Origin of the sequence: Rhodococcus sp. NPDC060176 (assembly GCF_042728675.1) — a bacterium.
Taxonomy (GTDB): Bacteria; Actinomycetota; Actinomycetes; order Mycobacteriales; family Mycobacteriaceae; genus Rhodococcus_F.
The window spans coordinates 428,007-446,518 of the sequence record NZ_JBHWYS010000004.1 but is presented as its reverse complement, the minus strand read 5'-3'; the positions used below and the strand labels follow the sequence as shown (position 1 = coordinate 446,518).

At 61.8% G+C, this 18,512-nt stretch carries 18 protein-coding genes, 1 tRNA gene and 1 other RNA gene; 4 read left to right on the top strand and 16 right to left on the bottom strand.

From position 1 onward, the window contains the following. Nucleotides 1-56: 56 nt before the first annotated feature. Nucleotides 57-1,370 carry an ammonium transporter gene (locus ACFWEM_RS21730; protein WP_060939276.1) on the top strand — a complete coding sequence of 438 codons (1,314 nt, stop codon included), beginning with the start codon at nucleotides 57-59 and terminating at the stop codon, nucleotides 1,368-1,370. A gap of 6 nt (nucleotides 1,371-1,376) precedes the next feature. Here ACFWEM_RS21730 and ACFWEM_RS21725 read toward each other — a convergent pair whose 3' ends face one another. From ACFWEM_RS21725 to ACFWEM_RS21695, 7 genes are all read right to left on the bottom strand, one after another. Then, a complete protein-coding gene (locus ACFWEM_RS21725) occupies nucleotides 1,377-1,748 on the bottom strand; it encodes a carboxymuconolactone decarboxylase family protein (RefSeq protein ID WP_003943892.1) in 372 nt (123 codons plus the stop codon). Nucleotides 1,749-1,756: 8 nt separating this feature from the next. Next, nucleotides 1,757-3,346 carry a long-chain fatty acid--CoA ligase gene (locus ACFWEM_RS21720; RefSeq protein WP_378536907.1) on the bottom strand — a complete coding sequence of 530 codons (1,590 nt, stop codon included), beginning with the start codon at nucleotides 3,344-3,346 and terminating at the stop codon, nucleotides 1,757-1,759. Beyond that, a complete protein-coding gene (locus ACFWEM_RS21715; RefSeq protein ID WP_378536904.1) occupies nucleotides 3,339-3,962 on the bottom strand; it encodes an RBBP9/YdeN family alpha/beta hydrolase in 624 nt (207 codons plus the stop codon). Before ACFWEM_RS21715 ends, ACFWEM_RS21720 begins: the two co-directional genes overlap by 8 nt. Beyond that, a complete protein-coding gene (locus tag ACFWEM_RS21710) occupies nucleotides 3,962-5,323 on the bottom strand; it encodes an MFS transporter (protein ID WP_378536901.1) in 1,362 nt (453 codons plus the stop codon). The genes ACFWEM_RS21715 and ACFWEM_RS21710 overlap by 1 nt, the downstream gene beginning before the upstream one ends. Before the next feature lie 94 nt (nucleotides 5,324-5,417). Continuing rightward, nucleotides 5,418-6,470, bottom strand: a complete 1,053-nt coding sequence (locus tag ACFWEM_RS21705) for a 3-keto-5-aminohexanoate cleavage protein (protein WP_378536898.1) — start codon at nucleotides 6,468-6,470, stop codon at nucleotides 5,418-5,420. A 51-nt stretch (nucleotides 6,471-6,521) separates the two neighbouring features. Further along, a complete protein-coding gene (locus ACFWEM_RS21700; protein WP_378536895.1) occupies nucleotides 6,522-7,421 on the bottom strand; it encodes a TauD/TfdA dioxygenase family protein in 900 nt (299 codons plus the stop codon). A 30-nt stretch (nucleotides 7,422-7,451) separates the two neighbouring features. Next, nucleotides 7,452-8,426: a quinone oxidoreductase family protein gene (locus tag ACFWEM_RS21695; protein ID WP_378536892.1), complete on the bottom strand. Its 975-nt coding sequence runs from the start codon at nucleotides 8,424-8,426 to the stop codon at nucleotides 7,452-7,454. A gap of 201 nt (nucleotides 8,427-8,627) precedes the next feature. On the opposite strand from ACFWEM_RS21695, the gene ACFWEM_RS21690 reads away from it, so the two are divergent. Beyond that, the gene (locus ACFWEM_RS21690) at nucleotides 8,628-9,632 is read left to right on the top strand and encodes an AraC family transcriptional regulator (protein ID WP_378536889.1); all 1,005 of its coding nucleotides are present in this window, start codon (nucleotides 8,628-8,630) and stop codon (nucleotides 9,630-9,632) included. Here the strand turns inward: ACFWEM_RS21690 and ACFWEM_RS21685 are convergent. Further along, nucleotides 9,625-10,650 carry a YeiH family protein gene (locus tag ACFWEM_RS21685; RefSeq protein ID WP_378537166.1) on the bottom strand — a complete coding sequence of 342 codons (1,026 nt, stop codon included), beginning with the start codon at nucleotides 10,648-10,650 and terminating at the stop codon, nucleotides 9,625-9,627. The two genes, ACFWEM_RS21690 and ACFWEM_RS21685, sit on opposite strands and share 8 nt — an antisense overlap. Nucleotides 10,651-10,772: 122 nt before the next feature. Here ACFWEM_RS21685 and ACFWEM_RS21680 point away from each other — a divergent pair, with 122 nt between their 5' ends. Next, on the top strand, nucleotides 10,773-11,681 hold the full coding sequence (locus ACFWEM_RS21680; protein ID WP_378536885.1) for a LysR family transcriptional regulator: 909 nt from the start codon (nucleotides 10,773-10,775) through the stop codon (nucleotides 11,679-11,681). Nucleotides 11,682-11,687: 6 nt separating this feature from the next. On the opposite strand, the gene ACFWEM_RS21675 is transcribed toward ACFWEM_RS21680, so the two are convergent. The 4 genes from ACFWEM_RS21675 to ffs all read right to left on the bottom strand — a co-directional run bounded on the left by ACFWEM_RS21675 (nucleotide 11,688) and on the right by ffs (nucleotide 15,175). Next, a complete protein-coding gene (locus ACFWEM_RS21675) occupies nucleotides 11,688-12,269 on the bottom strand; it encodes an HhH-GPD-type base excision DNA repair protein (RefSeq protein ID WP_378536882.1) in 582 nt (193 codons plus the stop codon). Nucleotides 12,270-12,287: 18 nt separating this feature from the next. Beyond that, nucleotides 12,288-13,643 (bottom strand): glycosyltransferase 87 family protein, encoded by a 1,356-nt coding sequence (locus ACFWEM_RS21670; protein ID WP_378536878.1) that lies wholly within the window; start codon nucleotides 13,641-13,643, stop codon nucleotides 12,288-12,290. Between the two features lie 98 nt (nucleotides 13,644-13,741). Continuing rightward, nucleotides 13,742-15,034: an aminotransferase class I/II-fold pyridoxal phosphate-dependent enzyme gene (locus tag ACFWEM_RS21665; RefSeq protein WP_378536874.1), complete on the bottom strand. Its 1,293-nt coding sequence runs from the start codon at nucleotides 15,032-15,034 to the stop codon at nucleotides 13,742-13,744. 41 nt (nucleotides 15,035-15,075) lie between these two features. Continuing rightward, an RNA gene (ffs, locus tag ACFWEM_RS21660) (signal recognition particle sRNA small type) lies at nucleotides 15,076-15,175 on the bottom strand. A gap of 136 nt (nucleotides 15,176-15,311) precedes the next feature. Between ffs and ACFWEM_RS21655 the strand changes: the two genes are divergently transcribed. After that, a tRNA-Ser gene (locus ACFWEM_RS21655) sits at nucleotides 15,312-15,399 on the top strand. Nucleotides 15,400-15,456: 57 nt separating this feature from the next. On the opposite strand, the gene ACFWEM_RS21650 is transcribed toward ACFWEM_RS21655, so the two are convergent. The 4 genes from ACFWEM_RS21650 to ACFWEM_RS21635 are packed head-to-tail and all read right to left on the bottom strand — an operon-like array spanning nucleotide 15,457 to nucleotide 18,508. Beyond that, nucleotides 15,457-15,888 (bottom strand): YbaB/EbfC family nucleoid-associated protein, encoded by a 432-nt coding sequence (locus ACFWEM_RS21650; RefSeq protein WP_378536870.1) that lies wholly within the window; start codon nucleotides 15,886-15,888, stop codon nucleotides 15,457-15,459. Beyond that, nucleotides 15,885-16,454, bottom strand: coding sequence for a hypothetical protein (locus ACFWEM_RS21645; protein ID WP_378536867.1), 570 nt, complete (start codon nucleotides 16,452-16,454; stop codon nucleotides 15,885-15,887). The genes ACFWEM_RS21650 and ACFWEM_RS21645 overlap by 4 nt, the downstream gene beginning before the upstream one ends. Next, the gene (locus ACFWEM_RS21640; protein WP_378536864.1) at nucleotides 16,451-18,199 is read right to left on the bottom strand and encodes an alpha/beta hydrolase; all 1,749 of its coding nucleotides are present in this window, start codon (nucleotides 18,197-18,199) and stop codon (nucleotides 16,451-16,453) included. The genes ACFWEM_RS21645 and ACFWEM_RS21640 overlap by 4 nt, the downstream gene beginning before the upstream one ends. After that, entirely contained in the window at nucleotides 18,200-18,508 is a 309-nt protein-coding gene (locus ACFWEM_RS21635) for a hypothetical protein (RefSeq protein WP_378536862.1), read from the bottom strand. It lies immediately after the preceding gene. Nucleotides 18,509-18,512 lie beyond the last annotated feature (4 nt).

Below are 18,512 nucleotides of genomic sequence, written 5' to 3'. Positions count from 1 at the left end.
GCACGCATCGTGGGTTCCGTGCACGCGGGCTGGTCCGCGTGCGTGAGGAGAAGACTGTGCCCGCCACCATCGATGCCGGAGCAACTGCCTGGTTGCTCGTCAGTACTGCACTGGTTCTTCTGATGACGCCAGGACTGGCACTGTTCTACGGCGGCATGGTCCGCTCGACCGGCGTCCTCAACATGATCATGATGAGCTTCGTCTCGATCGCACTCGTCACTGTTGCGTGGTTGTTCGTGGGCTACAGCCTCGTGTTCGGCGACGATCACGGCGGCATCATCGGTGGACTCGAGCACGTCGGAATGGCGGGCATCGACCCGTCGACCGTGCACGGGAACGTCCCGGAAGTGTTGTTCGCAACCTTTCAATTGACCTTCGCGATCCTTACTGCGGCACTGATCAGTGGTGCGATCGCCGACCGAGCGAAGTTCTCCGCCTGGATGATCTTCGTCCCCATCTGGTCCTTGCTCGTCTACGTCCCCGTCGCTCACTGGGTGTGGAATCCGCAGGGATGGCTCGCCCAGATGGGAGCACTCGACTACGCCGGTGGCCTCGTGGTCGAGATCGTGTCCGGAGCGTCGGGTCTGGCATTGGCCCTGGTCCTCGGCCAGCGGATGGGTTTCAAGGCCGAGTCGATGCGTCCGCACAATCTGCCGTTCGTCCTGCTCGGCGTAGGCCTGCTCTGGTTCGGTTGGTTCGGATTCAACGCCGGCTCGGCCCTTGCGGCCGACGGTATGGCCTCGCAGATCTTCCTCAACACACTCGTCGCCGGTTGCACCGGACTACTCGGCTGGCTGTTCGTCGAACAAAATCGTGACGGACACCCCACGACGTTCGGCGCAGCGTCGGGCGTCGTCGCCGGTCTGGTCGCGATCACCCCGTCGTGCGGAACGGTGAACATGTTCGGTGCGCTCGTCATCGGTCTGATCGCCGGCATCGTCTGCTCGTACGCCGTGGGATGGAAGCACAAGCTCGGCTACGACGACTCCCTCGACGTCGTCGGCGTGCACCTCGTCGGTGGAATCGTCGGCTCGTTGCTGATCGGACTCCTCGCGACGGCCGTGATGACGGGCGGTCCGGAAGGTTTGTTCTTCGGCGGTGGATTCGCGCAGTTGGGCAAGCAGTTCGTCGGCGTCGTCGTGGTCGCGCTCTATGCCTTCGGTGTGACCTACGGTCTCGGAAAGCTCATCGACAAGACCTTCGGCTTCCGCATTTCGCGTGAAGACGAGGCCCGCGGAATCGACGTTGCCCTGCACGCGGAGTCGGCCTACGAGCACGGAGTCCTCGGCCATGGTCCGATCGGCGGACAGAACCCGAGCCCGTTCCTCCAGCGTCAGCGTGAGGAACGGGAGAACCGCGAGCGGGACTGACCGCCCTCACCGGTTCGCGATTTCCTCCATCAGGATCGGAACGCCGACATTGCAGGAATGAATCCCGACGACGGTGGTCAGTTTCAGCACCTCGAGAATCTCCTTCGGGGTCACTCCCATGTCGAGCGCGGCGCGAATATGGCGTCGTACGCCGGGCGCGTACATGTGTGTGCTCGCCGCATCGACGGCTATGCACAGCAACTGGATCACCTGAGGTGACAGCACCCCACTGTTCCAGGGCTGCATTGCTGTCTTCATGTACAGCTCGGTCCACTCGGGATCCAGCTCCGAAAGGCCGTCCCACAACGGATTCCAGCCACCCGAATCCTTCATGGCCTGGGTGACGGGAAATGCTTCATTTGCTCGAACGTCAGTCATCGATCTCCTCAGACCATCGAAAATGCTTGATTCAGTTCACGTTTGAGAATCTTTCCGGTTGCCGTCATCGGAAGCGACGGCACGAACTCGATGCGACGCGGATATTTGTAGGCGGCCATCTGTTCCCGCGACCATTCCACGAGATCCGATTCGGAGATCTCTTCACTCGGCTCTCGGATCACGAACGCGACAACTTCTTCGCCGAGGCTCGGGTCCGGCAGCCCGACGACGGCGACGAGTGAGACGGCTGGGTGAGTGAGCAGAACCTCTTCGATTTCGCGTGGGTAGACGTTGAATCCGCCCCGCACGATCATGTCCTTCGCGCGATCGACGATGTAGTAATTTCCGTCGGTATCGACCCGTGCCAGATCCTCGGTGCGAAACCAACCGTCGCGCATGGCTTCCGCCGTCGCCTCTGGTCGGTTGAAATAGCCCTTCATGACGTTGTGCCCGCGAATGGCCAACTCACCCACGTCCTCGGGGCCGGTGATCGTGTGCCAAGAGTCGTCGACAAGCCGCGCTTCGACGCCCCAGATCGGCACGCCGATCGAACCGGGCCGGGGGTCGCCCTCGGGGTCACTGAACAAGGCCAGCGGAGAGGTCTCGGACAGTCCGTACCCTTCGAGGATCTGAACCCCGAAGCGCTCCTTGAACCGCGTCAAGATTTCGACGGGAAGCGCTGCGCCACCGGAGATCGCGCACCGCATGTTCTGTGCAACGGTTTCGACATCCACCCCGGATCTCACTACCCCGTCCAGCACGCCGAGTAGTCCCCAGTACATGGTCGGGACGCCCGCGAAGACCGAGATCTTTTCGCGTTCCATGATCTCGAGTGCCGCGGTCGCATCGAAGCGTGGCATCAACACCAACGTGGCACCGACGCAGATTCCCGCATTCATGGTCACTGTCTGGCCGAACGAGTGGAACAGTGGCAAAGTCAGGAGATACCGCTCATGCATGGAGGGAGCGCTCTCGAACAACCGGTTGGTCGACAGTGCATTCAAGACCATGTTGCAGTGAGTGAGTTCGGCGCCCTTGGGTTTTCCGGTTGTGCCGCTGGTGTAGAGAATGACCGCGGTGTCCGTCGGTTCACGAACAATCGCGGCTGCAGTTGTTTCCGTTTCGGGCACGGATGCCATTGCTTCGCCTAAGGTCTCGACTCCGGGGATCGACGAAGGTGCGCCCGACTCGGCAGTGATCACGATCAGGGAAGAACAGGTCTCGCTCTGCTCGAACCCGGCAATGGCGTACTCGGCGATCGGCAATTCGGGACTTCCCTCGAAACAGAAGTACAGTTTTGCTTCCGAATCAGCCAGGTGGTAGGCGATTTCGCGCCCCTTGAGCAGAATGTTCAGAGGAACGACGACGCCGCCGGCCTTGAGAACGCCGTAGTAGACGATCGGAAACTCAAGAATGTTCGGGCAGGACAATGCCACCCTGTCACCTGGCTCGACACCCCGCGAGACGAGCAGTTGCGCGATGCGATTCGCGTAGGCGTCGAACTGCGCATACGTCAGCCGCGCTTCCCCGAGCACCAGCGCATCCCGTTCCGGATATCGCCGGGCCGAGTCTTCCAGCAGAACAGCAAGATCAAGCACGACTGTGTTCCTCCTGCTCCACGGAATCCGTCGTATGAGATGGGGCGGCGTGCGACACCGACTCGAGCAGTTCCCACACCAACGATTCCGCCCGCGGCCAGTACCCATACCCGGACGCCGGATTGAGATGTCCGACCTCGCCCAGATCCAGCAACCGACTCCCCCATCCTTCAGCCAAACCCACAACTCGGCGATAGCCGGCCAGCGGATCGTTCCGGCTCGCCGCGACCGTGCTCGGAAACGGTAGACGCTGACGCGGTATCGGTAGCCACCCGTGTCGGTCGAGATCTTCGAGAGACGGATAAGACTCGGGCAGCGGAAGTTCGAGATCTGCCGGCGTGACCAGAAGGGCGCCCGCAACTTCTCGATGATGCGCCCTCGCCCAGTGAGCAACGGTCATGACTCCGGCGCTGTGCGCGACCAGGACAACCGGCCCGCAGACACTTGTCAGCACCTCGTCCAATGCCGCAACCCTGGCATCTCGACTGAGCTTGTCGGTCTCGAGGGGAGGAACCGTCAAAACATTGTCCAGGCCGCGTTCGAGGTGAGTCTGCCAATGATCCTCGACGTGATCGCGCAATCCGGGAACTATTACTACCGTGGATGATTCATTCATCATGAGCTCCGAACGTCTGTTACTTCGGTGGCGCCCGGGATCTCGGGCCGCTTCTGCAACGTCGCCAACCGCCTCATCCCGGCGGGATAAGCACGCTTGCCGGCTACCAACGCGAGGGCTGCGGCGACATAGACGAACGGCGAAAGCTGTAGAGCACCGAGAAGACCCAGGTGATCGGCGAGGATACCGACCACGAACGGGCCGAGCGCCAACCCCAGAAGGTTGTTGGCAACAGTGAGCGTTCCCATGGCGGATGCTCGAATCGAATGATGGGTAAGGTTCGCGACCATCGCTGCCGTCGGCCCCGACGAACCGGCGGAGAAGAAGGCACCGATACCGAGCAACACGAGTTGTGCTGTCCCCGTGCCTAACCGGAGCCCGATGCTCAGCGTCACCAATGAGATGGCGCAGTAGACGATGGCGGTGGTCCATTTCCGCGCCGAATCGTCGCGGCTGAATCTGTCTGTGATGAAACCGCAGACCACCATCCCGCTTCCGACAAGGAGGACGAATACGGAAGCCGTGACGCCGGCCTTGTCCGGGGCCAAATCGTAGTAGCGATTGAAAAAGCTCGGCAACCACGCCAGAAGTACAGCGGCGGTGAACATCTGGAGACCGCCACCGATGTAGGCGAACAATACGGCCGGATTGGTGAACAACGATGACACCGGCGCGCGAAAGCCGTCGCGCCTGAGCGCTTCCCCGGCAGCATCCGGCGCGGCCTCGACGGCGTAGGCCGTGAGCTTCTTCTCGGTGACGAGGGCACGGAAGAGCGCAACCAGAATCAGACCGAAGATCGCCATGGCGGCGAAAGACCACCGCCAACTGAACTGAACTGCGATGAACCCACCGATTGCCACACCGATGACCGAACCGAACGATCCACCGGCCATGAAGGCACCGGCGAGAGCTGCGTGCACACGGGGCGCAAACACACTGAGCACCACGGCGATACCCACGCTGCCGTACGCCGCTTCACCGACACCGACCAAGGACCTTGCGCCCAACATCTGTTCGTAGGTCTGAGCGATAGCGCACAGCAACGTCGCGACACTCCACAACACGGCCATCAGGATCAAGCTCTTGACGCGCCCCCAACGGTCCGCGAGCAGCGACAACGGGAACGTCAACAGCCCGACCATCAATGCCACCACGCTGCTCAGGGAGGCAAGGTGCGAATCGGACAGATCCCAGTCGGCTTTCAGGATCGGGAAGACCGCACTGAGTACCTGCCGCGACATGTAGTCCGAGAGAAGTAGACCGAAAGCCAGGGCAAAAACGATCCACGGGTATAACTTTCGTCGTCCGCCGATTCCGAGCGCGGTGTCCACACGTGGTGTGGCGGGAGCTTGCAGTCCCATGACTCTCCTAGGAGTACTCGAGGTAGACCGGGGGCCTCGGGGTGCGAACCGTCACGGTTCGCACCCCGAAGCTGTTGTACGAGACGGGGTGGACTCAGGCGTGCTGCGTGAATCCCAGCTGGCCGATCCGGCGGTTGGGTGCATAACCCAACTTCGCCAACGTCTCGTCGGTGTCGACATACGTCTCACCGATCCGGTAGATGTCGCGAGCTTCCTTCGCGGTAGCCACCTCGCGGCCCAATTCGCTTGCAATGCGCACCAACTGCTCGATCTGCTGCACCGATGTCATCTTCTCGCCCTTGCGGCCCCAGATGGTGTCCTCGTTGCCGCAACGAGCGTGCAAGCCCATCGCGATCGCCATCGTGTTCACCGGCAGGACGCTACGCATCAGCGTTTCCAGGGTCAGGCACGCACCGTCGGGAACACGCTGGACGAAGTTCATCATGTTGTACGGGTTTGGGCCGTCGAAGCCGCCGCCGATTGCGACCCACGTGAGGTTGACCGGGCCGGTGTAGATGCCGCGTCGGATCAACCGCTCCACCGTTTCGAGCTGCGGAATGCTCGACAACTGGAAATGCGGCTGGATTCCGGCGGCCTGCAGCCGGCGCAGGTGCTCTGCCACCCATTCCGGACCGGCGGGCACGGTCATCTCCCGATACGTATCAGCCAATTCCGGACGCTGCATCGACGTACCCGCGATGTCGTCGTCGGTCATCAGTTCCATGATGTTCATCTGGCTGGTGTTGATCGCGATCGTCACCTGATCAGGAGCGGGCTCCAACTCCGCAAGCATGTGACGCACGTCGTCGGACAACCACTTCGCATCGGCACCTTCCCCTTCCGGAGCGAACGAAATCGAACCGCCGACCTGCAGAATCATCTCGGGAACGGCCTCACGCAAGCGACCGAGAAGCTCGTTGAACTTCGACAGACGCTTCGAGCCCTTTCCGTCGAGTTCACGCACGTGGATGTGGAGAACGGTGGCGCCGGCGTTGAAACAGTCGACGGCTTGCTGGACGTGCTCGTCCATCGACAGCGGTAGGTCTTCTGCAAAATCGTCCGGTTCCCACTCCGGTCCGTAGGGAGCAACGGTGATGACAAGCTTGTCCTGGGTTTCGGGGAACAGTGAATCGTCGTGGAAATGCATAGCGTGACTCCGATCGAGTGAATGAATTATCTTCGGGGCTGGGAAGAGAGATCAGAACGGTGCGTCGCCGATGATTCCGGCGCGCTCCATCTTTCGAACTGCGGGCCAGTAGTCCTGCACCGCGTAATGCTGTGTCGAACGGTTGTCCCAGATCGCGACGCTGTTCTCGGTCCAGCGCCACCGAACCTGATACTCGGGAATCTGGGCCTGACTGGCCAGGTAGGTGAGCAGGTTTCCGGCGCCGGGGGCGTAATCGATTCCGTAGCGGACGTTCTCGGGCGTGTGATAGTTCACGAGGTGCGTGGCAAACGAGTTGACGAATAGAATCTTCTCGTCGGTCTCCGGATGTGTTCGTACCACGGGATGTTCGGCGTCGGGAAAGCGTTCCCTCAGTTGGTGGCGCTGTTCGATCGGCATCCGAGCGCCGAAGGTCGACTCGATACTGTGCCTGGCACGCAGGTCCTTGATCTGCTCCTTGACCCGCGCCGGCAGATTCTCGTAGGCGAGTGCCATGTTCACCCAAATCGTGTCGCCGCCGACAGGAGGTGTTTCCACACAACGCAATACACATCCCATGGGCGGGTTGACGCGCCAGGTGGCGTCGCAGTGATACGCATTCTCGAAGTGCTCCGGCGGGCTGTCCAGGTCTTTGTAGATGCGGACCAGGCCCGGATGGTCGGGATCACTGCCCAGAGCTGGATGATCCTCCAGTTCACCGAATCGCTGGGCAAGTTCTACGTGCTCGGCTTTGGAGAAGTTCTGGTCGCGAAAAAACAGGACCTTGTGCTCGAGTAACAATGCCTTGATTTCGGCGAAGAGTGCATCGCCTCGCGCGACCTCTCCGAGATCCACCCCGGACAACTCTGCCCCGATCGAACAGGTCAATTTCTCGACGTGGATCGTGCTGGTCGACGGGAGCAGGTTTTCTGTCAGCGTTGCAGTATTGGTCATGACAATTCCTCTGGGAAGTGCTGTTTCGGTTCAGACGGAGAAGACGGAGGAACCGATACTGCGACCGGACTCCATGTCGTGGTGCGCGCGCACCGCATCTTCGAGGGGGTATCGCTGGTTGATCTCGATCTTGATTCGCCCGGACTCGACGTGTGAGAACAATTCGCCCGCCAATTCGGCACGTTCTGCGGGATCTGCGATGTAGTCAGCAAGTGCCGGACGGGTGACGAAGAGAGATCCCTTGACTGCCAACTGCATTGCCTGAATCGGCGGAGTAGGTCCGGACGCCGTTCCGAAGCACACCAGCAGCCCGCGCCTGGCAAGGCAATCGAGTGAGATGTCGAAGGTGGACTGCCCGATGCTGTCGTACACAACCGGCACGCCGACGCCCCCGGTGATCTCCTTGACGCGTGCGACGACGTCCTCGCGGGTGTAGATGACGACTTCATCGCACCCGTGCGCACGGGCAACGCTCGCTTTCTCGTCGCTCGACACCGTGCCGATCACTTTGATTCCCAACAGTTTTGCCCACTGGGTGAAGATCAGTCCGACACCACCGGCCGCGGCATGCAGCAAGACGGTGTCCCCCGCTTTCAACGGGTAGATGCGACGCAGAAGGTAGGCGGCGGTCAACCCTCGCATGGTCATGGCGGCTGCGGTGTCGAAGGCAATGCCGTCGGGAAGCGCGATCAGGTCCGACGCCGCCATGATCCGCTCGGTGGCGTACGCCCCCAGCGGACTGCCGGTGTAGGTCACGCGGTCCCCCACGGCAAAATCGACGACTCCTTCGCCGATCTCTTCGACCACGCCAGCGCCCTCGACTCCCATCCCGGCAGGCAATTGCGCAGGATAGAGGCCACTTCGAAAGTAGGTGTCGGCGAAGTTCAGCCCCACCGCTTCATGGCGAACCCGAACCTCTCCAGTGCCCGGTCGTCCTACCTCGATCTCTTCCCAACGCATGACGGACGGTGTGCCGATCTCGTGGAATCGAATGGCGTTTGCCATCAATGCTCTCCAATTCTGTGGGGCGGGCTCGACTCGATTGCGATCGAGCTGCATTCGTACGCAACAACTTCCAGAAGTCGGTGCTCGACTTCGTGGTCGTGCCGAACTGATGTGAACAAAACTATGTGAGATCCGGCTCACATGCTTAACTTGACGAGACACACAACACAACATTTCGGGACATCGAGTAAAGGGGGCCCTATGAAGCCGCTCGCCCGCTACGCATCACTGAACCGCTACGTCGACCTGTGCCGAACGGTGGACGTGGACGCCGTGGGCCTCATGAGGAGTGTCGGCTTGAGCCCGGCAAGCCTGGCGAACCCCGACCAATGGGTACCGGCCGCCTCCATCGCATCGCTCCTGGAGCGATCGGCAGCGGAGTCCGGACACGAAGACTTCGGACTCCTACTCGCCGGCCTGCGTCGACTGTCCAATCTCGGCCCCCTCAGCTTGGTCATCAGGGAAGAACCAGACGTCAGGAGCGCACTCGACGTACTGATGCGATACGAGCACACGTACAACGAGTCATTGCGCATCCGATTGAACGAAGTCAACGGACTCGCGACCCTGCGAGTCTCGCTCGAGGTCGGCGAACCGGTCGACACCAGACAGAGCGTCGAACTCGCAGTCGGCGCAACGCTGCAGATCCTGCGGAGTTTCCTGGGTTCTCGATGGCAACCGGTCAGCGTCGGATTCACGCACAATGCTCCGAAAGACACGAGCACGCATCGGCGAATCCTCGGCGACACGGTGGAATTCGATCACGAGTTCACCGGCATCGTCTTCTTCGCAGCCGACCTGGATGCGGCCAACCAACTGTCCGACGAGTTACTCCGGCCGTACGCTCGCCAGTTCCTCGACTCACTTCCTGCCTCGGAAACCTCCGATACCCTCAGCCGTACCAAGGAATTGATCGAAGTTCTGCTTCCGACCGGCCGGTGCTCTGTCGAGCAGGTGGCACGAAGCCTCGGGTTCGACCGGCGGACACTGCACCGTCATCTCGCCGAATCCGGAGATACGTTCACGGCCGTTCTCAATTCGGTTCGAAGCACCCTTGCGGAAAGATTTGTCGCCAATCCTCGCTATTCGTTGACCGAAGTCGCTGTACACCTCGGGTTTTCGACGCAAGGCAGCTTCTCGAGGTGGTTTCGCACTCAGTTCTCGATGAGCCCCAGCGCATGGCGGACCCAGCGCTCGATCAGCTGACCAACACAACTCCGACGTAGGCGATCGTTGCCACCCACACAGTGGAAATCGCGGCCAGCACGAACGGTCGGGCACCCACTCCTCGAATGACGCTCAGGCGCACACCCAGGCCGAGCGCGAACATCGCAGCGGCCAACAGTATCGTCTGCGCCGTCTTCGCCAGTCCCAGAAGCTCATCCGGCAAGATGCCCGTGGAGCGCAAGCCCATACAGCCGATGAACGCCACGACGAACAACGGAACCAGCGGAGGACGCTTCGCTGCAGTGTTGTCGGCCATCGTGCGTTGCCGGATGCTCAGAAATGCCATGACCGGCGCCAACATCAACACACGCGCCAGTTTCACGATGGTCGCGACACCCAACGCGGTTGCGCCGAGAGCGCTGCCGGCAGCCACTACTTGCGCAACCTCGTGAATCGAGCCACCGGCCCACATGCCTGCACCAATCTCGCTCATACCGAAACTTCTGGCCAACAACGGGATTGTCGGAATCATCAGAGTTCCGAAGATCACCACCAGTGCAACAGCGGTGAGCAACTCTTCCTCCCGCGCATTGACAACACCGTCCGCAGCAGCCACAGCGGCTGCTCCACAGATCGAGAAGCCGCAGGCGATCAGAATTCTCTGGGTCCAACTCAATCCGAGAAGTTTTCCGGCATACATGGTTCCGGCGATACCGAGGAACACAATCGCCACCACAACGGCGATCACTCCCCAGCCCAGACCGACGATGTCGGAGAACATCAATTGCAGCCCGAGCAGAGCGATGCCCACCCGGAGTAGTCGTTTCGCCGAGAATGCCAGGCCAGGTTGGAGTTTCGCCGGCAAGGCAACGGTGTTCGGCACCACCGCACCCGCCACGATCGCAATCAGCAACGGACTCACTGCAGAGGTGAACTGACCGATCACCAGCGCGAACGCGGCGCCGAAAGCGCACAGCGCAAGTCCGGGCACCAATGCAGCGACGCTCGACCACCGTCGCACTTCTGACGAAGGGGCGACTGGGGGTTTCGCGGCCACGGACTTCACATCACGGTTCACTCATCCAGAGTCGTTCAGGGATCATTACTCCGGTAGGGCGATTTCTACCATCACGACATATCAAATCGATATGAACATGAAGCTGGGTATAGCCTGTTTGCATGACCAGACGGTGGCCCGACCTCACCACCCTCGAGCTACTCATCGGCATCGATGACCACGGAAGTCTCAGTGCTGCAAGCCGTTCAGCGAATATTGCGCAGCCGAATGCAAGCCGCGCCGTGAAGGCACTCGAGCGGCAACTCGGGATGCCACTCATTCACCGAAGATCAACGGGGGCGACATTGACGCCCCAAGGGACCGTCATCGTTCACTGGGCCCGCCGCGTCCTCGCCAACTCGAGCCAGCTTCTCGACGTGGCCGAAGGGATGCGGACCGAACGATCCGCGGAATTGACCGTCTGTGCCAGCATGACCGTCGCCGAACATCTGATTCCGGCCTGGCTCGGTATCTTTCGGTCACTACATCCTGGTGTCACCGTCCACCTTCAGGTCTACAACTCGACTCGCGTCCTCGAAGCCGTCGAGGTGGGAATGTGTGATCTCGGATTCGTCGAGTCGCCGACCACTCCGAAGAGCCTGTCCAGCGTCACCGTCGCGCGTGACTCGCTGGTCGTGGTCGTCCATCCGGATCATCCATGGGCGCGTCGACGAAAGCCGCTGACCGTCGCCGAACTGGCAGCGACGCCGCTGCTGGTGCGCGAGCCCGGATCGGGAACCAGAACAACTCTCGACCTGGCGTTGCACGAATACGAGCGAGGTGCGCCCTTGTTGGAACTGGGCAGTTCGGCCGCGATTCGAACCAGCGTGCTCGGTGGCGTCGGCCCGGCGGTACTGAGCACGCTGGCCGTCGACGACCAGGTGAAGCAGGGAGAACTTCGGGTCGTAGCCGTCGAAGGCTTGGAACTCGACCGATCCCTACGTGCAGTGTGGCGGCCACCGCGTCAGCTCGAGGGTCCCGCAGGCGACCTGATGAAAGTGGTGCGTGCGAGCGGATCCCGAAAATCCTGAAAGCGGCTACTTCTTGTCGGCTTTCGCCGCGGCCTTTGCTGCCTTCTTGAACTCACGGACCTCGAGCAAAGACTGCTCGTCGACCACGTCGGCAATCGAACGCCTCGAACCTTCGAGGCCGTAGTCGCCGGCAGCTTCACGCCAACCCTTCGGCTCGACGCCGATCTGCTTGCCGAGCAATGCAAGGAAGATCCGGGCTTTCTGGTCGCCGTAGCCGGGCAGGGCCTTGAGCCGCTTCAGCACTTCCTTGCCATCAGGGTTGCCCGAAGTCCAGATCGCCGCGGTGTCGCCGTCGTAGTTCTCGACGATGAACTGGCACATGAGCTGGATGCGCTCGCCCATCGACTTGGGGAATCGGTGCACAGCCGGGGGCTCGGCACAGATCGCGATGAACTCGTCGGTGTCCATGTCGGCGATTCGCCTGACATCGATGCTGCCGAGCCGATCCGCCAGCTTCTTCGGACCGAGGAAGGCCGTTTCCATCGGAACCTGTTGATCGAGAAGCATTCCGATCAACAACGCCAACGGGTCTTCGGCGAGGAGGGCATCAGCTTCGGGGTCACCGACAAGGTTCAGATGAAGTGCCATGAGTCCGATACTGCCACGTCAGGCAGCAGTTGTGACCGGCGCCGACGCATCCGGCGCCGGAATCTTCCACTTCTTCCAGCCGAACAGAACCAAGGTCGAGACCGCGGCAAGCGTGAAGACCCAGAGGTAGACGCCGACGGTCGGAATCCGCAGATACTCGGGCGGCACGAACATGAACAGGCCCATTCCGATGAAGCGATCCGTACCCGGAATGACCGACGGGTCCCACCAGGTGTGAGACCAGTTCAAGACCGGGAGCAGGAAAACGAACGGCGCCACCCACGCCCAGCGCTTCTTCGACACCATCGCGTAGTGCGCGGCGAGGACGACCAGCGGGACGAACCACACCCAGTGATGACCCCACGAGAACGGCGAGACAGTGGTCGCCGTCAACCCCGTCATGGTGAGGCCGAGCAATTTCTGACCGCGCCGGTGAGCAACCCACGCGGCACCGAGTCCGAGGCACACCGCAAGCGCACTGAAGACGAGGACCAGAATCCGCGACGGCGTCGGAGTGTGAGTGAGCTGAGCGATCAAACCGGACACGGACTGATTGCTCGGAGCATCCGTCGGTCCGACGCGTTCGCTGTCGACGAGAGTGCCGGTCCAGTACTTGTACGCATCGTTGTAGATCACGACGAAGCCGATCGCAACGGTCGCAGCGAACGTCACGACGGCCGTCACCAACGCACGCCATTGGCGCGTGATGAACAAGTATGCCCAGAAGAAGGCCGGCGTGAGCTTCACACCCGCGGCAATACCGGCTCCGATTCCGCGGAGACGACTCTTCTCGTCCCGGCCTAGATCCCACACGATCAGGAGCAGCAGGAATATGTTGATCTGCCCGAGCCAGAGCGTCGTACGTATCGGTTCCATGAACAGGAAGATCGTGGTCGCCAACGCACTGACGGCGTACGTCTTCGCGTCGAGCCGATAACCGAGGTACTTCCAGCACAACACGATCACGGCGAACAAGGCTGCGATGTTCAAGCCTGTCCACACGACAATCGCCTGTTTGAACGAGAGCACCGCCCACACCGTGAACAGCAAAGCGGCAAACGGGGTGTACGTGAACATCATTCCTTGCAGAACCGGTCCGTCGTACAACGGAAGGCCCTGAACCACGACGCTGCCGCCGTGGCGGTAGACGTCGAGGTCGAGGAAGTTGTCGAAGATTCCCCAGTACCGCGTATTCATCGGCACCGCGAACAGGACCATCAGCACGGACGCGACTGCCAGAACGCCGAGTACGACGAACCCGAGAACCCCGACACGGAGACTGCGTCGCGGAATGTCTGCTTCGATGACCGACTCTGAATTCGCGGTGTGTGCCTCGAAAGAAGGCCCATCCGAAGCGTTGATCGCGCCCGTCACTACAACCTCCGGGATTTACACCCTATGTCGGGAATTGATGCTTCGAACGGTACAAGACCAGACCAAAAAGTACCGACCGGGCACGCCGCTTCGAACGCTCAGATCTCGGAGAGACGCGATTCGGTGGCTGCGAGCAGGACACACGTAGCCACGCCGTCCATGGCAACTTCGAGTTCAGCCGTGGACGGGAAACTCGGGGCCAACCGGATGTTCCGGTCATCCGGATCCGTGCTGTACGGGAAAGCCGATCCGGCAGCGGTGAGCGCGATACCGGCGTTCTTCGCCAGTTCGATGACTCGCTTGGCTGTGCCGTCGACCACGTCGAGGCTGATGAAGTATCCGCCCTTCGGCTCGGTCCAGGACGCGACCTTCGACGCACCGAGGCGGTCTTCGAGAATCCGCAATACGAGCTCGAACTTGGGAGCCAGGAACGCGCGATGCTTCTCCATGTGCGCGCGGACGCCGTCGGCATTGCCGAAGAAACGCAGGTGGCGAAGCTGATTGACCTTGTCCGGTCCGATGCTCTTCTTGCCCAGGAACTTCTGGTACCAGGCAAGGTTTTCTGCCGAGCTACCGAAGAAGCTCACACCGGCGCCGGCAAAAGTGATCTTGGACGTCGACGCGAACACGAGCGGACGGTTGGGGTGTCCGGCCTCCGCTGCCATCGACAGAATGTCGTAGGAAGGTGCAGTCTCGCCGACGAGCGGATGCACGGCATACGCGTTGTCCCAGTACAGGCGGAAGTCAGGCGCGGCTGTCGGCATCGACGCCAGCGTCCGGACAATTTCTTCGGAGTACACGGCGCCGGTGGGGTTCGCGTAGACCGGAACAGCCCACATGCCCTTGATCTGCGGATCTGAGGCGACAAGTTCGGCGATCTTGACGACGTCAGGTCCGTCATGGTTCATCGGCACAGCGATCATCTCGATACCGAGAGACTCGGTGATCGCGAAGTGACGGTCGTAGCCCGGTGCGGGGCAGAGGAACTTGACCTTCTCTTCACGCGCCCACGGCCGAGCTGAATCCGGTGTGCCGTGCAGGAGTGAAAACACGACATTGTCGTGCATGATCTCGAGGCTCGCGTTGTTGCCGGCGAGAAGGTTCGCAACCGGGATACCCAGCAGCTCGCCGAAGATGGCGCGCAGTTCCGGCAGACCGGTGAGCCCACCGTAGTTACGGCAGTCGGTTCCGCTTCCGTCTCGGAAATCACCGTCGCCGGGCAGCGTCAGCAACGCTGCGGAAAGATCGAGTTGCTCCGGCGAAGGCTTACCGCGAGTCAGATCGAGTGCGAGCTTCTGCGCCTGGAGCTGCGTGTACTTCGCGCTCTGGCTCTCATGCTCGGAGGTGAGTTCTTCATGGCTCATCAACCCGATCTGGGTTTGGATAGGCATCCGGAGCGGCCTTTCACCGACGAGGCGGGGTCGGGTATGTGAAAAAATAGAGGACCCCGCGCACCCGGCAGAGCCCGTTGACCCTTGCTGCCTTCCGGCCCTGGGGGAGTTCACAGGATGCGCGCCGCGCGGGATCCAATGAACAGTGTAGACGGCTTTCGCCGGCCGCTGCACACCACCTACCGGGGTGGAGATGCAAACCCTGAGATCCACCGGTTCTTCGCAGGTCAGGCACCCGTTTAACGCTTCGCGCTCGCGATTGGGTATGCTGCTCCACGGAGGATTCGCCTAGTGGCCTATGGCGCTCGCCTGGAACGCGGGTTGGGTTAACGCCCTCAGGGGTTCAAATCCCCTATCCTCCGCCACAGGAACCCCTGTGAACTGCTGAGAAGCGGTTCACAGGGGTTCTTTTTTGCCCGAGTTCAGGCACGTCGCATGAACGAACCGCCGTCGAAGGGTAGGTCGTCGCCGACCGGCGCGCGGTCGGCTCGTCGCAGCACGTCAGGTTCGGGTGCGGCCGGTGTCTGATCGAACGCGTCCACTGCATTGAATGCGGTCATTGCCCTCGCGACACGAGGGTCGAGAAGGAGCGGGGCGCGTAGTTCCTGCGCCGCCGACGCTGCTGCCGCAGAAGCGGTTCGGTGAGCCGCTGTGATCGAGGCGGAGAGCGCAGCCGCGCCGGCCCGAAGACAACCCTCGGTCAGTTGCAGGTCAGTGATCGTGCCGTATGCATCGACCTCCACGCTGACGGCACCACCTCCCGCCTCGGCGCGGGCGCGAACCTTCCCGACCTCGGCGTCGACTTGGCGAGCGAGAACAGTCAACTCGGGAAACGAGGATGCGGGCCCCGTCACGGCTGATCGATCTGCACCGGCGCGTTCGGATGATCCGACGCGTCGGGTCGGGGGAAGCACGGCGACGATCCAGCCAAACTTGCTCCCCGCGCATACTCGTCGAGAACCATTCGATATCCATCCGGCAAGATGGTTTCAGTACTCGTCGTATCCCCAGCGGAGTCGTACGTTCGCGATGCCCAGCCGCGCTCATCCCACAGATTGCGAATCGCATCGCCGAAACCTGGAATGCTCGCGGCGTCAGAAGACGTGAGGAAGTACGTCACCCCGTAGTCCACGGACGTGTCCTTCGACAGATTGCTGTCGTTGCACGGGACGGTGCTGCCCGGGCTGAGGGTGACCTTTTGGTTCAGCTCGGAATGCCGCGTCAGGTAGGCGCCCTGCGGCAGTATCGCGATCGTTTCGGTCAGGTACTCGATCACCTTGGCTTGTGCCTGCGCGCGAGTCAGATTCACGTCAGCTTCCGTCACTTTTGCGTTCTCCGTCGTCGTACACGCCGACAGCAGCACTGCCACCGCGATACCGCTCGAACCGAATGCCCTACGGCGTCGAGTTGAGTTGGTCATGGCGCTCCCAGTCCCGCGATAACGTGGCCCATACCGGCAAGAGCCGGATTGTTGATTTCCCAGTACTCACTGTGTGCGGCCGGGTTGGGGAGCTCACCCAACAGTCCGGCATCGATCCCGGTCCCGGGTGCGGACTCGATGACAGTGGCGCCGAATCCGATCAACGGAAGATCGTTCGCGGGGTTCGCGCCGTGCGAGAGACCACCGAACACGTCTCCGATCATCGGAACCGGATCATTGGCCGCGGCCGTGGCGTATACGTGGCCGCCGACGTGTTCGGGGCTGATGCCCTCGAGCGAAAGTCCCTCGACCCGGTCCATTCCCACTCCAGGGCTTCCCACGAAGAACAGATCGTCCGCGTCGATGGACCGTCCGTCCGAGGCCGCAGCGCCGATCACGGTCGATCCGTAACTGTGCCCGATAACCGTGTTGTGCGAAGGCACACCATCGTGGGACGCGCGAAGTCCGTCTTGGAACCGGCCGAGCGATCCGGCGCCGCCGTCGGCATACCCGTCGAGCCCTGCTTGCGGGATCGTTTGCGGCGCATCGTATCCGTACCAGGTCGTCACCGAAGTCGACCCTGAAATCCCGGCCCTTTCCAACGCCTTTTGTCCCGAATCCAACATGGCCTGTGAGCGATCGATGTCGCCGCCGATGGTTCCCAGGTGGCTGCCGGTGCCAGGTACGAACGTTGCGACGTTGGTCGCGGTATCCGGATTGTTCAGTGCCACGATGGCACGACCTTTGCCGTCGACGCCGAGCAGGTACTTCTCCGAATCACCCTCCTGAGCAAGAGCGGCGTCGATCCGGTCGGCGAGGACGCCGTATCCGTCGAGACGCTGCTGCAGGTCCACGCGTTGCTGCTCCCACCGCTCGTAGTCGCGGCGCGCCTGCTGGTCCGCCTCGTCCACACCGCCCGCGTCTGACGGAATGTTGCGCCCCTGAGCCCAATCGGGGTGCTCACCATCGAGATCGGAGAGTTCGGTCGACGTCGACGATTGCAGATTGCCGAGGTTGATTCGGTTGAAATGATCGCGATCTGCGGCCGGCATCCCGTCCCTGTTTCCGATTCCCGGATCGAACGCCGCGAGAGCATCTTTGTCGCTCGGGGACAGTGATTCCCAGAATTCGTTGAGCTCCCTTGCGCCGTCCGGAGGGAACGCGTTGCCGTCCAGGATCGCGGCCACCTCCGCGCTCATGGTCGGCCGGGCGCCTGGGTGCTGTGCGAGATCGGTGAGGTCTCCTGCTGCCTTCGACAAGGCCGCGGCAGCATCCTCGTCGAGGCTTCCCGCCGTGTGCAGGGCTGGAATCAGTCGGGCCTCGAAGCTGCGTGCCTGCTCGTCGAATGCAGCCTGCCCCAAGATGTCGAGTGCGGTGTTGCCGCTTCCGTACCGAGGTGCGCTCACCCGGCCGTCGTCGGCAACAGCCATCCCCTCCGCGATCGCACCGTCGGCGATCTCGATCACCGCCGCTCGCGCCGGCTCCAACGCGGAAGCGGCTTCACTCAGCGCGTCGGCTTCGGCAAATACTCCCGTGGTGAGATGCGTCGCGGCGATACTGTCAGCTAGCGCTCGCGCCGATGCTGCAGCTGAGGCTTCGCCTTTCCAGTGATCGAGTGCGGAGTCGACCGAGCGGTGTGCCGATTCCACAGCACGCATGAAGTAGCGGTTCTTCTGCTCCAATTCCGTTGCAGCGGTAGCGAAACCAGCCGGATTCCACGCGCGGACCTGAGAGATCGTCGCCATCTACACAGCCGCCTGGTAGGCGGCCAGTCGGTTCCGGAAAGCAACCTCGACAGCCTCGTAGTCATTCGCGCTGAATTGGGCGGCGTCGGCCATCGACGTCAACATCTCCGAAGTAGCGCGGTATCCGGCGGTAATCGGGTCACCGGCCCGCGCGGCGGCGAGACCGCTTGCCGAATCCGGCATCGCTGCAGCCGCGTCAGCGAGAATTCCGGACACGTCGATGCCGGCGATCACGGCACTTTGGTCTCGCACGGCGTCGGCCAACACCCGTAGCGACTCGACATCTGCTTGCAGTACTTCGTTCCCCACCCAA

Bases quoted from the DNA above. Each gene is read 5' to 3' on its own strand.
- ACFWEM_RS21725 (WP_003943892.1), bottom strand. From the start codon at position 1,748: ATGACTGACGTTCGAGCAAATGAAGCATTTCCCGTCACCCAGGCCATG.
- ACFWEM_RS21705 (WP_378536898.1), bottom strand. From the start codon at position 6,470: ATGCATTTCCACGACGATTCACTGTTCCCCGAAACCCAGGACAAGCTT.
- ACFWEM_RS21710 (WP_378536901.1), bottom strand. From the start codon at position 5,323: ATGGGACTGCAAGCTCCCGCCACACCACGTGTGGACACCGCGCTCGGA.
- ACFWEM_RS21695 (WP_378536892.1), bottom strand. From the start codon at position 8,426: ATGGCAAACGCCATTCGATTCCACGAGATCGGCACACCGTCCGTCATG.
- ACFWEM_RS21700 (WP_378536895.1), bottom strand. From the start codon at position 7,421: ATGACCAATACTGCAACGCTGACAGAAAACCTGCTCCCGTCGACCAGC.
- ACFWEM_RS21675 (WP_378536882.1), bottom strand. From the start codon at position 12,269: ATGGCACTTCATCTGAACCTTGTCGGTGACCCCGAAGCTGATGCCCTC.
- ACFWEM_RS21645 (WP_378536867.1), bottom strand. From the start codon at position 16,454: ATGACCAACTCAACTCGACGCCGTAGGGCATTCGGTTCGAGCGGTATC.
- ACFWEM_RS21665 (WP_378536874.1), bottom strand. From the start codon at position 15,034: ATGCCTATCCAAACCCAGATCGGGTTGATGAGCCATGAAGAACTCACC.
- ACFWEM_RS21680 (WP_378536885.1), top strand. From the start codon at position 10,773: ATGACCAGACGGTGGCCCGACCTCACCACCCTCGAGCTACTCATCGGC.
- ACFWEM_RS21715 (WP_378536904.1), bottom strand. From the start codon at position 3,962: ATGAATGAATCATCCACGGTAGTAATAGTTCCCGGATTGCGCGATCAC.
- ACFWEM_RS21690 (WP_378536889.1), top strand. From the start codon at position 8,628: ATGAAGCCGCTCGCCCGCTACGCATCACTGAACCGCTACGTCGACCTG.
- ACFWEM_RS21640 (WP_378536864.1), bottom strand. From the start codon at position 18,199: ATGGCGACGATCTCTCAGGTCCGCGCGTGGAATCCGGCTGGTTTCGCT.